The sequence below is a fragment of the Candidatus Poriferisocius sp. genome (assembly GCF_965204145.1).
GTDB lineage: Bacteria > Actinomycetota > Acidimicrobiia > Acidimicrobiales > Bin134 > Poriferisocius.
The window spans coordinates 744,316-757,664 of record NZ_OZ241977.1 but is presented as its reverse complement, the minus strand read 5'-3'; the positions used below and the strand labels follow the sequence as shown (position 1 = coordinate 757,664).

At 66.8% G+C, this 13,349-nt stretch carries 10 protein-coding genes; 9 read left to right on the top strand and 1 reads right to left on the bottom strand.

The window, feature by feature from the left end; all coding sequences use genetic code 11:
* Positions 1–34: 34 nt before the first annotated feature.
* Positions 35–1,246 (bottom strand): alpha-hydroxy acid oxidase, encoded by a 1,212-nt coding sequence (locus ACOGI7_RS03295; RefSeq protein WP_419851449.1) that lies wholly within the window; start codon positions 1,244–1,246, stop codon positions 35–37.
* Positions 1,247–1,316: 70 nt separating this feature from the next.
* Between ACOGI7_RS03295 and ACOGI7_RS03290 the strand changes: the two genes are divergently transcribed.
* The 9 genes from ACOGI7_RS03290 (at position 1,317) to ACOGI7_RS03250 (ending at position 13,303) form a co-directional block, all read left to right on the top strand.
* Positions 1,317–2,123, top strand: coding sequence for a phytanoyl-CoA dioxygenase family protein (locus tag ACOGI7_RS03290; protein WP_419850495.1), 807 nt, complete (start codon positions 1,317–1,319; stop codon positions 2,121–2,123).
* A 404-nt stretch (positions 2,124–2,527) separates the two neighbouring features.
* A complete protein-coding gene (locus ACOGI7_RS03285) occupies positions 2,528–3,409 on the top strand; it encodes a carbohydrate kinase family protein (protein WP_419850494.1) in 882 nt (293 codons plus the stop codon).
* Positions 3,410–3,459: 50 nt separating this feature from the next.
* Positions 3,460–4,353, top strand: coding sequence for a pseudouridine-5'-phosphate glycosidase (locus tag ACOGI7_RS03280; RefSeq protein WP_419850493.1), 894 nt, complete (start codon positions 3,460–3,462; stop codon positions 4,351–4,353).
* A 94-nt stretch (positions 4,354–4,447) separates the two neighbouring features.
* Complete coding sequence (valS, locus tag ACOGI7_RS03275) at positions 4,448–6,991, top strand: valine--tRNA ligase (RefSeq protein ID WP_419850492.1); 2,544 nt, start codon at positions 4,448–4,450, stop codon at positions 6,989–6,991.
* A gap of 9 nt (positions 6,992–7,000) precedes the next feature.
* Positions 7,001–7,735, top strand: coding sequence for a molybdate ABC transporter substrate-binding protein (gene modA / locus ACOGI7_RS03270; protein ID WP_419850491.1), 735 nt, complete (start codon positions 7,001–7,003; stop codon positions 7,733–7,735).
* A complete protein-coding gene (modB, locus tag ACOGI7_RS03265) occupies positions 7,732–8,586 on the top strand; it encodes a molybdate ABC transporter permease subunit (RefSeq protein WP_419850490.1) in 855 nt (284 codons plus the stop codon). The genes modA and modB overlap by 4 nt, the downstream gene beginning before the upstream one ends.
* Positions 8,583–9,623: a sulfate/molybdate ABC transporter ATP-binding protein gene (locus ACOGI7_RS03260; RefSeq protein ID WP_419850489.1), complete on the top strand. Its 1,041-nt coding sequence runs from the start codon at positions 8,583–8,585 to the stop codon at positions 9,621–9,623. Before modB ends, ACOGI7_RS03260 begins: the two co-directional genes overlap by 4 nt.
* Before the next feature lie 174 nt (positions 9,624–9,797).
* Positions 9,798–12,215: a ribonucleoside-diphosphate reductase subunit alpha gene (locus ACOGI7_RS03255; RefSeq protein ID WP_419850488.1), complete on the top strand. Its 2,418-nt coding sequence runs from the start codon at positions 9,798–9,800 to the stop codon at positions 12,213–12,215.
* A 128-nt stretch (positions 12,216–12,343) separates the two neighbouring features.
* Positions 12,344–13,303, top strand: coding sequence for a ribonucleotide-diphosphate reductase subunit beta (locus tag ACOGI7_RS03250; protein ID WP_419851448.1), 960 nt, complete (start codon positions 12,344–12,346; stop codon positions 13,301–13,303).
* Positions 13,304–13,349: the final 46 nt, after the last annotated feature.

Below are 13,349 nucleotides of genomic sequence, written 5' to 3'. Positions count from 1 at the left end.
GCGCCCTGAAGCACGGCGGACCCGGTGCCAACTCTCACTGCCGCGGGCGGACGGAGGCGGGGGTTAGGTCGGTGGCTTTGGGGACGCCGATTAGGGCGAGGGTGCGGTGGAGGTCTTCGGTGAATTGGTCGATTAGGTGGTCGACGCCGGGTTCGCCGGCGGCGGCTAGGGCGTAGAGGTAGGGGCGGCCGAACATCACGGCATCGGCACCTAGGGCGAGGGCCATGGCGATGTGGCTGCCCCGGCGGACGCCGCCGTCGCAGATGATGTCGAGATCGCCGCCTACGGCGTCGGCCACCTGTGGGACTAGCTCCAGAATGGGGGGTGCGCCGTCGAGCTGGCGGCCGCCGTGGTTGGAGAGGATGATTCCGTCCACACCCTGCTCGGCGGCTAGCTGGGCATCGGGCACTGATTGAACGCCCTTCAACACGAGCTTTCCGGTCCAGCGCTCTCGGAGCCAATCGAGGTCGTCCCATGACAGTGCCTGGTTGAACTGGTTGTGGGCGAACTCAGCCAGGCCCAGCGCTGAGCCGCCGTCGTAGCCTTGCACCCCGGTCAGGTTGGCGAAGGTGATGGGATCAGATCGCAGTAGCGACCACGTCCAGCCCGGTCGGCGCAAGCCGTCCAGTACGGTGTCGGGGCCCAGGGTAGGCGGCAGGGTGAAGCCCCGGCGCACGTCCCGCTCCCGGCGGCCGAACACCGGTGTGTCTACCGCCACCAGCAAGGCCTCGTAGTCGCACTCGGCGGCCCGCTGGAGCCACTCGGCCACCAGACCCCGGTCCCGCCAGAAATAGAGCTGAAACCACAGCGGGCCGTCGCTCACTTCTCTGATCTCTTCGATGGAGCGGGTGCTCAGCGTGGACAGCGAATAGGCGATTCCCTTGCGGGCCGCGGCCCGAGCCACGGCCAGTTCTCCGTCGGGGCAGACGATGCGGGTGAACCCGGTGGGGGCAAGGGCGAATGGCGCCGGATGGCGCCGGCCCAGCAACTCCACTGAGGTATCCAGCGCCGACACGTCGCGCAGCACCCGAGGGACGAACTCCCACTGGTCGAACGCGGCGGCGTTGCGCTGCATGGTCAGCTCGTCCTCGGCCGCGCCGTCGATGTAGTCGAACACCCCCGCAGGAAGCCGCCGCCGGGCCAGCTCCCGCAGGTCGGCCACAGACGCGGCCCGGCTCAGCCGCCGCTTGGCCCGGTTGGGCTCGAAACGCCGAAACCGCGCCACCGACCGCAGCGTCCGGATCATGCCCACAAACTGAACTTACAGCGGCCCGCCTCGTCGTCCCTCAATCAGGATTGTGGGAGCATGGCCGGTAATGGACGCCGACTACTGGCAGGACGGCTACCTCATTCGGCGCAAGCTGGTGCCCGGAGAGATGATCGACACCCTCAACCAGCGGTTCGCCGAAATCGCCGACGGCACCGTCGCCCAGGCTCCCAACATGCAGGTAGCCCGCAATGTAGAGGTTGCCAAAGGTCTGGTCACCCCTCGCACCCCCGCCCACGGCATCGCCAAAGTGAACTTCGTCAACGGCGACCCGGTGTTGTCCCGCTTTGCGCACTGCGAGCCCATCATCAACCAGGTGACCGAGCTCATCGGCGACGACCTGATCGCCCTGAACAGCATGTACCTGAACAAGCCCACCGATGTCGACGGCCGCCACCCCATGCACCAGGATCTGCTCTACTTTCCCCTCCGCCCCGCCGACCGCATCGTCGGGGTGTGGACGGCGCTCGACACCATCACCCGGGAAAACGGTTGCTTGGTGGTGTTGCCCGGCACCCACACCGGCGAGCTCCTCGAGCACGAATACCCCGACTGGGAGCACAAGAACTTCCTGTTCTTCGGGGCCAAAGGTATCGACGTCGACCAGCGAGTCCATTTGGAGATGGATCCCGGCGATACCTTGTTCTTCCACCCCCTCCTGGTCCACGGCTCCGGCTACAACCGCACCGAGGACCTTCGTCGGGCCATTGCCGTCCACTACGCCAGCTCCCACTGCGAGGACATTTGGCGCGGGGAAACCAAGACCATCGGCGATTTCAACCCCCGCCTAGACATCCGCCTCATTAGAGGCCAAGACCCCAACCAGTACGCCCATAACCCCGCAACATCAAGCTAGGGGCCCACCCCCGTACGCAGAATCGAACTTTGCCTGAAGCCACGGACCGGCTTCCACGGTGCCATACCTGGCCAGGTTGGTTGCACTGACGCAGGTTTCGAATGGCGTCACCTCGGCGTGCCAGTTCGGCTGATGGAAGAACGCAATCGCATAGCGGTGTTCGCGCCGTGCCCGCTCGGTAACAGGGAGAGCCACGCGGTGACGAGTAGAGCGCCATCGATCTGGCGTACGACCGCTTCGCGTGGGCCACTCAGGTCTACGACCGGAATGCTCATCGCCACATCCTCCCCCAGCCTCTGGCCAATTATGCCCCGCATTACAGTGTCGGCATCACCCGCTCATCGGTCGCGACCCACATCAGCAACCTCACGGCTCAAGGCAAGGCAAGGGGGCGAGGCTATGTCGTGGCCGACGAGCCCTATGTTGTCGTCATTGGCGGAGCGAACGTCGACATCGAGGGCCGATGCTCCACACCACCACTGTCACACGAATCGAACCCTGGTGCCGTCGCCATCTCGGCTGGTGGCGTCGGCCGCAACATTGCCGCGAATCTCGCCGCGACCGGACTCCAAACACACCTGGTAACCGCCCTCGGAGAGGACGACCACGGCCAGCTCATCTACAACCGCACATCAATAAGCGGCGTTGATCTGTCGTCGGTGCTGTGGACCTCCCAGCACCCGACGGCCACCTACCTGTCCATCATTGACGCGAACGGCGAACTCCTCATGGCCGTCAACGATATGGCCATCACCGCAGTCGTGGACCGCAAGGCCATCGCGGCGCGCGCGGAGCTCTTGCGCCACGCCCGGGTTGTGGTTGTGGACTGCAACCTCAACGACGAGGCCCTCGATGAGATCACCAGCCTCTCCCCTACTGTGTTCGTCGACACAACCTCGGTCGCCAAGGCACCCCGGATTCGGCCCTATCTGGATCGCATCCACACGCTGAAGCCAAACCGCGCCGAGGCGACCGCGCTCACCGGGATCGACATTCACAACACCGCGACAGCTCGCATAGCTGCGCAGCGGCTCCTTGACGCTGGTGTCGCCACCGTCTACCTAACGCTCGGACCCGACGGTGTCGTCTGGGCCGACCAGGAAGGCGGCGGCGGATTCCTCTCGGCACCACAGATTCACGCGCTCAGCACGACCGGCGCTGGTGACGCGTTCACCGCAGCACTCGTTAGGGGATTCTGCAACCTCACCGGCCCCGACGAACTCATCGAGCTCGCCACCGAGCAAGCCGCAGCCATCACTACCGAACTCACCCCCGGCGCCCAGTAGGCCGGCAATCCCCAGGAGATGAGTTGAACTCACAGCACACGCCCCACATCGTGTTCAGCGACGAGGTCGCCGCCGCCGCAGCCAACCAGGAAGCGATCGTTGCTCTCGAGTCCACCATCATCACCCACGGAATGCCCGCACCTGACAACGTCGAGACCGCCCGTCACCTGGAAGCAGCCGTTCGCGCCAACGGCGCAACCCCAGCCACGATCGCGGTCGTCGACGGCGTCGCCCGCATCGGACTCACTGACGAGGAGCTTGACCGGCTCGGCCAGCCCGACCCGGAGCTCGTCAAGATCGGCAACCAGAATCTCGCCGCGTCGTTCTACCTTGGTCAAACTGGCGGTACCACCGTCGCGGTAACGATGAAACTCGCCGCTCTCGCCGGAATCAGGATCTTCGCCACGGGCGGGATCGGCGGCGTTCACCGCGGCGCGCAGTACAGCTTCGACATCAGCGGCGACCTCGAAGAGCTCGCCCGCACCCCCGTGGCCGTTGTGTCCGCAGGCTTCAAGTCGATCCTCGACATCGCCAAGACCACCGAATACCTAGAAACACTTGGAGTCCCGATCGTCGGCTACCAGACGGCGATTCTCCCGTCCTTCTACAGCATCGACAGTCCCCATGAGGTCAACCTCCAGTTGGATAGTCCCGAAGCCATCGGCGACTACCTTCACACCCACTGGAACCTTGACCCAGCCCGCGGTGCCGTGATCGCGAACCCCATCCCACAACACGCAGCAATCCCTACCGACCGCATAGAGGCGGCAATAGCCCAAGCGTGCGTTCACGCCGATGCTGAGGGCATCAGCGGCAAAGAACTCACCCCATTCCTACTGCAATGGCTCGTCGATGCAACCGACGGCGAGAGCCTAGAAGCGAACAAAGAGCTGGTGCTCAACAACGCGAAGGTCGCAGCGCTGATCGCCCAGCACCTCACATAGCCATGTGAGTCCCAAGACAAAGAGGGTGGTGCCAACAGCCCCCACGCGTAACGACTGCAACCCGCTGCAAATACAACAGTACGATGACCAAGCGATGACGGCCCCCCGCAACGTCCCCGAGAAGCCCGCGCTCGAGGGCCTCGAAGCCAAGTGGGACGAAATCTGGGAAGCCGACGGAACGTACCGCTTCGACCGCACTGCTACCCGCGACCAGGTCTACTCCATTGACACTCCACCGCCGACGGTCAGCGGCAGCCTCCACGTGGGCCACATGTTCAGTTACACCCACTGCGACACCCTCGCCCGTTATCAGCGCATGCAGGGCAAAGAGGTGTACTACCCCATGGGCTGGGACGACAACGGCCTGCCCACCGAGCGCCGGGTGCAGAACTACTTCGGCGTTCGCTGCGACCCCTCCCTCCCCTACGACCCCACCTACCAGCCCCCCGACGAGCCCGGCAAAGACCAGCTCCCCATCTCCCGGCGCAACTTCGTCGAGCTGTGCGTACAGCTCACCGCCACCGACGAGCAAGCCTTCGAGGAGCTGTGGCGCCGCCTGGGTCTGAGCATCGACTGGTCGCTCACCTACGCCACCATCGACGAGCGCAGCCGCCGGGCCTCTCAGCGGGCCTTCCTCCGCAACCTGGCCCGGGGCGAGGCCTACCAGAGCGAAGCCCCCAGCCTGTGGGACATCACCTTCCGCACCGCAGTGGCCCAAGCCGAGCTGGAAGACCGGGAACGCCCGGGCGCCTACCACCGCCTGGCCTTCCACCTGCCCGACGGCGGCGACCTGCCCATCGACACCACCCGCCCCGAGCTGCTGGCCGCCTGCGTGGCCGTGGTGGCCCACCCCGACGACCAGCGCTACCAGCCCCTGTTCGGCCAGACCATCACCACCCCGCTGTTCAAAGCCGCGGTGCCCATGGTGGCCCACACCCTCGCCGACCCCGAGAAGGGCACCGGGGCGGCCATGATCTGCACCTTCGGCGACACCACCGACGTGACCTGGTGGCGGGAGCTGAACCTGCCGGTGCGGGCCATCGTCGACCGGGGCGGGCGCATCGTGGCCGACGCCCCCACCGGCATCGACCCCGCCCCCTACGCCGAGATCGCCGGGCGCACTATCCATGGCGCTCAGCAGCGAACGGTTGAGCTCCTCACCGAGTCGGGCGAGCTGATCGGGGAGCCCCGCCCAATCACCCACCCGGTGAAGTTCTTCGAGAAGGGCCAGCGCCCCCTCGAGATCGTCACCTCCCGCCAGTGGTACATCCGCAACGGCGGGCGCGACCAGGACCTGCGCGACGCCCTCATCGACAGGGGCCGGGAGCTCAACTGGGTGCCCGAGCACATGCGGGTCCGCTACGAGAACTGGGTCGGCGGGCTGAACGGCGACTGGCTCATCAGCCGCCAGCGCTTCTTCGGCGTGCCCTTCCCCATCTGGTACCCGCTGGACGACGACGGCCAGCCCGATTACGACCACCCCATCGCCGCCGACGAGGCCAGCCTCCCGATCGATCCCTCCTCCGACACGCCCCCCGGCTACGCCGAAGACCAGCGAGACAGGCCCGGCGGGTTCGCCGCCGATCCGGACGTGATGGACACCTGGGCCACCTCGTCGCTGAGCCCCCAGATCGCCTGCTATTGGGAGGACGACCCCGACCTGTTCGCGCGCACCTTCCCCATGGACCTGCGACCCCAGGCCCACGAGATCATCCGTACCTGGCTGTTCGCCACCGTGACCCGGGCCCACTTCGAGCACGGCGGGCTGCCGTGGTCCACCGCGGCCATCTCCGGCTGGGTGCTCGACCCCGACCGCAAGAAGATGTCCAAGTCGAAGGGCAACGTGGTCACCCCCATGGGCACCCTTGAGCAATTCGGCGCCGACGCGCTGCGCTACTGGGCCTCGTCGGGGCGGCCCGGCACCGACACCGCCTTCGAGGAAGGCCAGATGAAGGTGGGCCGGCGCCTAGCAGTGAAGATCCTCAACGCCAGCCGGTTCGTGCTCGGCCAAGAGCCCGCCGCCGACGCCCAGCCCACCGAGACCCTCGACCGGGCCCTGCTCGCCCACCTGGCCGACCTGATCGACGACGCCACTGCCGCCTTCGACAGGGGCGACTACGCCCGAGCCCTGGAGAGCACCGAGACGTCGTTCTGGTCGTTCACCGACGACTACCTGGAGCTGGTGAAGAATCGGGCCTACGGCGGGCGGGGCGGGCCAGCCGGCGAGTCGGCCCGCTCCACCCTGGAGATGGCGCTTATTGCCTACCTCAAGCTGTTCGCCCCGTTCCTGCCCTATGTGACCGAAGAGGTGTGGTCGTGGTGGCAACAGGGCTCAGTCCACCGCTCGCCTTGGCCTGTCGGGGCCGAGCTGCGGGCCGCGGCGGGCGACGTGAACCCCGAGGCCGCCGCGGTGGCCGCCGACGCCCTGCGGGAGATCCGCCGCATCAAGAGCGACGCCAAAGTGCGCCTGGCCACTGCCGTAACCACCGCCACCGTCACCGACACCGCCGAGCGGCTGGCCATCTTGGAGCAGGTGGCCGACGACGTGGCCGACGCCGGGCGGTGCCAGGAGCTGCTCACCGCGGAGGGCCCGGAGCTGTCGGTGACCGCGGAGCTGGAAACCGAATCCGCGGCCTAGTGGTCTGAGATGAACAGATTGGGCCTCGGTGTTTTAGCCGGGGTTCTTGCCTGGTTGGTGACAGGATGCGGGGGTGAAGGCAAGACCGCGGTGACGGTGTACGCGGCAGCGTCGCTTTCGGAGGCGTTCGAAGACTTGGCCGCCGAATACGAGGCCGCCAACCCCGATGTCGACGTGAAGCTCAACTTCGCGGGCAGCGCCCGGCTGGCCGCCCAAATCAGCGCCGGCGCCCGGGCTGACGTGTTCGCCTCGGCCAACGGTGCCACGATGAGCCGGGTGGTGGCCGAAGGACGCACCGCCGCACCCCCCGCGTTGTTCGCCCGCAACCGACTGGCCTTGGTGGTGCCGATAGACAACCCCGGCAACGTCACTGAACTGGAAGACCTGGCAGATGACAGCCTGGTACTGGCAGTGTGCGCCCCCGAGGTGCCCTGCGGCGCCCTCGCCCAGGCCGTGCTGGCCGACGCCGGGGTCGACGCCAATCCCGACACTGAGGAAACCAGCGTGAGGGCCGTGCTCACCAAGGTGACGCTGGGAGAGGCCGACGCCGGGCTGGTGTATGCCACCGACGTGGCGGCCGGCGGCAACAAAGTGACCGCAGTGCCACTCGGCCCCCAGATCAGGTTCAACGACTACCCCGTGGCCGCGGTCAGCGACCGGGCCGTGGCCGCCGATTTTGTGGATTTTGTCCTCGGCCCTGACGGCCAGCGCATCCTCTGGAGCCACGGATTCGATTCCCCATGACCGACCGCCCCACCTCCAAGGAGCCCAACCGCCGGCCGCCTATCGCGATCGTGGCAATGGCCGTCATCGCGGTGGCCGTCTTGGCGCTGCCCCTGGTGGGCCTGTTGCAGCGGACGCCGTGGTCATCGCTGGGCACCACGCTGGGCGAGACCGCCACCCTGGAAGCCCTCCGAGTGTCGGTGGTGGTGTCGCTTCTGGCCGCAGCGGTGTCGGTGGTGCTGGGCCTTCCCCTGGCCTGGGTGCTGGCCCGGCTGTCTTTCCGGGGAAGGGCGCTGGTGCGGGCCGTCGTGCTGCTTCCCATGGTGCTGCCCCCGGTGGTGGGCGGCATCGCCCTGTTCTTCGCCCTCGGCCGAAAGGGGCTGGTCGGCCGGGCGCTGCACAACTGGTTCGGCGTCGACACCCTCATCGGCACCACCCCGGGCGCGGTGATCGCCGCCGCGTTCGTGTCGATGCCCTTCTTCGTGATCACCGCGGAGGCCGGACTGCGCCAGCTCGACCCCCGCTTGGAGTCGGCCGCGTCCACCCTGGGCGCCGGGCGCTGGACGGTGCTGCGCCGGATCACGCTGCCGCTTTTGGCCCCGTCGCTGGCCGCAGGGGCCACCCTGTCGTGGGCCCGGGCCCTCGGCGAGTTCGGGGCCACCATCACCTTCGCCGGCAACCACCCGGGCCGCACCCGCACGCTGCCCCTGGCCATCGCCCAGGCCAACGAGGCCGGCCAGCCCGAGGCGGCCATCGCCATGTCGGTGCTGCTCATCGGGGTGTCGCTGCTCATCCTCATCGGCCTGCGCCACCGCTGGATCGCCCCCCGCGCCCCCCAACAGCAGAGCTCGCCGGAGTCGTCCCCCTCATGAGCATCCAGGCTGAGGTCCATGCCGCCACCGGAGGCTTCTCCATTCACGCCGCGTTCGATTCGCCCACCGGGAGCTGCACCGCCATCGTCGGCCCCAATGGGGCGGGCAAGACGACGCTGGTCCACGTGCTGGCCGGGCTGATCCCCCTTCAGCAGGGCAGGGTCGTGCTGGCCGGTCAGGTGGTCGACGATCCCGCCCAGGGCGTCCATGTGCCCCCCGACCGCCGCCCCATCGCCCTGCACAGCCAGCACAACCTGCTGTTCCCCCACCTCAGCGTGGTGGACAACGTGGCGTTCGGCCCCCGGTGCGCGGGCCTGGCTGCTCGCCCGGCCCGCCGACGGGCCGAGGAGTGGCTCAGCAGGGTTGGCCTGGCCGATCTGGCCGAACTGCGCCCTGCGCAGCTCTCTGGCGGGCAAGCCCAGCGGGTGGGCCTGGCCCGGGCGGCCGCCTGCGAGCCCGCCGTGCTGCTGCTTGACGAGTCCCTCGCCTCCCTCGACGCCGAGACGCGCACCGACGTGCGCCACTTGCTGGCCGACATCGAGGCCACCCGGGTGCTGATCACCCACGACCCGGTGGAGACCAGGGTGCTGGCCGACCAGCTCCTGGTGATGGAGGAAGGACAGATCGTGCAGGCCGGCACCCCCGAGGAGGTGGCCGCCGACCCCCGCACACCGTGGACCGCCGGGCTGCTCGACATCAACCTTCTCACCGGCACTGCCGCGGGCACCGAAGTGGCTCTGCACGGGGGGCTCGCCCTCACCACCTCCACCCCTATGACCGGGCCGGTGCTGGTCACCTTCTCCCCGGCGGCCGTCACCCTTTCAACGGTCGAGCCCCACACCAGCGCCCGCAACACCTGGGAGGCCGAAGTGGCCCGCATCCAGCCCGAGAGCGACCGGGTGCGGGTGCTTCTGGGTGCTCCAGTGCCCTGCCAGGCGTGGGTCACACCCCAGGCGGTGGGCGAGTTGCAACTGAGCGCCGGCTCCCGGTGCTGGGCCGCCCTCAAAGCCACGGAATTGACCGTCCGAGAGGCCTAGTTCGCGCGCGCGGACGCGCGCGCCGAAGAGCCTTGTGGAGCACTCAGAGAAAATCCTTGGGAGTAAAAGCCCTGGTCATAGCGTCGCGCTGAAGAAGTTCATTGATGAAACTCCCCCTTTGTAATTACACTTTGAGAACTTCGCGCTGGCAAGCCTCATCCGCAGGGGGGACTGATGACACTCTTACAGGAGCCACTGGCCGCAGTGGTCACCAATGGGGCCGATGCCGACCAAAATGGAGCCAGCGATACCGGGATGCGGGTCCGCAAGCGCAACGGCGAGCTGGAGCCGGTGGACGTCAACAAGATCGTCAACGCCGTGGCCCGCTGCGCCGAGGGACTGGTGGGCGTCGACCCCATGCGGGTGGCCACCCGGACCATCTCCGCCCTGGCCGACGGGGCCACCACCCGGGAGCTCGACGAGCTGTCCATCCGCACCGCGGCCGGGCTCATCGTCACCGAGCCCAATTACTCCAGGCTGGCCGCCCGGCTCCTGTCCACCTGCATCGACAAAGAGGTCCGCAACCAGAACATCCCCTGGTTCACCGAGTCGATCAAAGCCGGCCACAGCCTGGGTTTGATCAGCGATGAGACGGCCGACTTCGCCGAGAAATACGCCCCGGCGCTGAACGCCTCCATCAGCTCGCTGCGCGACCGGAACTTCGAGTTCTTCGGCCTGCGCACGGTGTACGACCGCTACCTGCTGCGCCACCCCGACACCCGCCAGGTGATCGAGACCCCCCAGTACTTCTTCTTGCGGGTGGCCTGCGGTCTCTCCGCCGACGCCGATGAGGCCATCGCCTTCTACGACCTGATGAGCTCGCTGGCCTACCTGCCGTCGAGTCCCACGCTGTTCAACTCGGGCACCGCCCACCCGCAGATGTCGTCGTGCTACCTGCTCGACTCCCCCACCGACAGCCTCGAGGGCATCTACCAGCGGTACACCGACATCGCCCGCCTCTCCAAGTTCGCCGGCGGCATCGGTGTGGCCTGGCACCGCATCCGCTCCAAGGGCTCGCTAATCCGGGGCACCAACGGCCTGTCCAACGGCATCGTGCCGTGGCTGAAGACCCTGGACAGCTCGGTGGCCGCCGTCAACCAGGGCGGCAAGCGCAAGGGCGCGGCCTGCGTCTACCTGGAGACCTGGCACGCCGACATCGAGGACTTCTTGGAGCTCAAGGAGAACACCGGCGACCACAACCGCCGGGCCCACAACCTGAATCTGGCCAACTGGGTTCCCGACCTGTTCATGGAGCGGGTGGAGAAGGACTGGCAGTGGTCGCTGTTCGACCCCAAGAAGGTCCCCCACTTCACCGACCTGTACGGCGATGACTTCCGCGAAGCCTACGAGGAGGCTGAGCGCGAGAAGCTGTACGAGGTCCAGCTCCCCGCCCGCCAGCTCTACAGCCGCATGATGCGGTGCCTGGCCCAGACCGGCAACGGCTGGATGACGTTCAAAGACGCCTCCAACCTGCGCTGCAACCAGACCGGCCAAAACGGCCGCACCGTACACCTCTCCAACCTGTGTACCGAGATCATCGAGGTGACCAGCGCCGATGAGACCGCGGTGTGCAATCTGGGGTCGGTCAACCTCGGGGCCTTCGTCGACACCGAGCAGGGCGAGATGGACTTCGAGCGGCTGGGCGAGGTTGTCCGCAGCGTGGTGCCCTTCTTGGACCGGGTGATCGACATCAACTTCTACCCCACTTCTGAGGCGGCCAATTCCAACGCCAAGTGGCGCCCGGTGGGCCTGGGCCTGATGGGCCTTCAAGACGTGTTCTTCCATCTGGCCATGCCGTTCGACAGCGACGAGGCTCGCCGACTGTCGGCCCGCATCTCCGAGGAGATCTACTTCAATGCCCTGTGGGCCTCCACCGAGCTGGCTGAGAAGCACGGTCCCCACCCGGCGTTCGCCGAGACCCGGGCGGCCAGCGGCCAGCTCCAGTTCGACTTGTGGGACAAGGAGTCTTCCGACCCGGCCCGGTGGCAGGCGCTGCGGGACCGCATCGCCGAGCACGGCCTGCGCAATTCCCTGCTCATCGCCATCGCCCCCACCGCCACTATCGCCTCCATCGCCGGGTGCTACGAGTGCATCGAGCCCCAAGTGTCCAACCTGTTCAAGCGGGAGACCCTCTCCGGGGAGTTCTTGCAGATCAACCGCTACCTGGTGAGCGACCTCCAGGAATTGGGCTTGTGGGACGACCAGATGATCGCCGACGTGAAGCGCTCCGAGGGTTCGGTGGCCGACATCGAGCGCATCCCCGACAGTCTCAAGGCGGTGTACCGCACCGCCTGGGAGCTTCCCCAGCGCTCCCTCATCGACATGGCCGCCGACCGGGGGGCGTTCATCGACCAGTCGCAGTCGCTGAACCTGTTCATGGAGTCGCCCACCATCGGCAAGCTCAGCTCCATGTATCTGCACGCCTGGAAGGCCGGACTGAAAACCACCTACTACCTGAGATCCCGGCCCGCCACCCGAATCAACCAAACCACCACCGGCGGTCCCGATGGCGCGACCGCCGCCCCGGTTACCGACGCCGAAGCGGTGGCCTGCTCCTTGGAAAACCCCGAGATGTGTGAGGCATGCGACTGATGGCACTGGCAGAAACCCCTTTCCTCGAAAAAGACCTGGGCCTCAGCCCGGCGCCTGAGGCGGCACCTGCGGTCGTACCAGCCCAGGGACGCATCCTCGATCCCGGCTTCAATCTGACGCTGCGCCCCATGCGCTATCCGCAGTTCTTCGACATGTACCGCGACGCCATCAAAAACACCTGGACGGTGGACGAGATCGACTTCTCCGACGACCTGGTCGATTTGGAGCGCACCCTTCTTCCCGCCGAGAAGCACCTGGTTAACCGACTGGTGGCGTTCTTCGCCACCGGCGACTCCATTGTGGCCAACAACTTGGTACTGAACCTCTACCAACACGTCAACGCCCCCGAGGCCCGGATGTATCTGTCTCGGCAGCTCTATGAGGAGGCGTTGCACGTCCAGTTCTATCTGACTCTGCTCGACAACTACATCCCCGACCTCGCCGAGCGGGAGGCCGCATTCGCGGCCATCGACAACATTCCCTCCATTCGCCAGAAGGCCGAGTTCTGCTTCCGGTGGATGAACTCGATGGACGACATCAACCAGTGCGACACCCCTCAGCAGCGCCGCCAGTTCCTGTTGAACCTGATCTGCTTCGCCACCTGCATCGAGGGGCTGTTCTTCTTCGCGGCGTTCGCCTACGTGTACTTCCTGCGGTCCAAGGGACTGTTGAACGGATTGGCCGCCGGCACCAACTGGGTGTTCCGCGACGAAAGCTGCCACATGAACTTCGCCCTCGAGGTGGTGAACACGGTTCGGGCCGAGGAGCCTGAGCTGTTCGACGCCGAGCTCAGCCAGCAGGTCACCACCATGATCCGCGAGGCGGTTGACTGCGAGTACCAGTTCGCCGAGGATCTTCTGGGCCAGGGGGTGCCCGGAATGTCGGTGGCCGACACCCGCCGCTACCTGGAGTTCGTGGCCGACCAGCGCCTCACCCAGCTCGGGCTGCCCAAGCAGTTCGGCTCGAAGAACCCGTTCTCGTTCATGGAGCTCCAAGACGTGCAGGAGCTGACCAACTTCTTCGAGCGCACCGTGGCCTCCTACCAAGTAGGTGTCGAGGGCGACGTGGCCTTCGACGAAGACTTCTAGCAGATGATCGTTGCGGTCTCCGAGACCGCACAGGTAGGATTCGTGT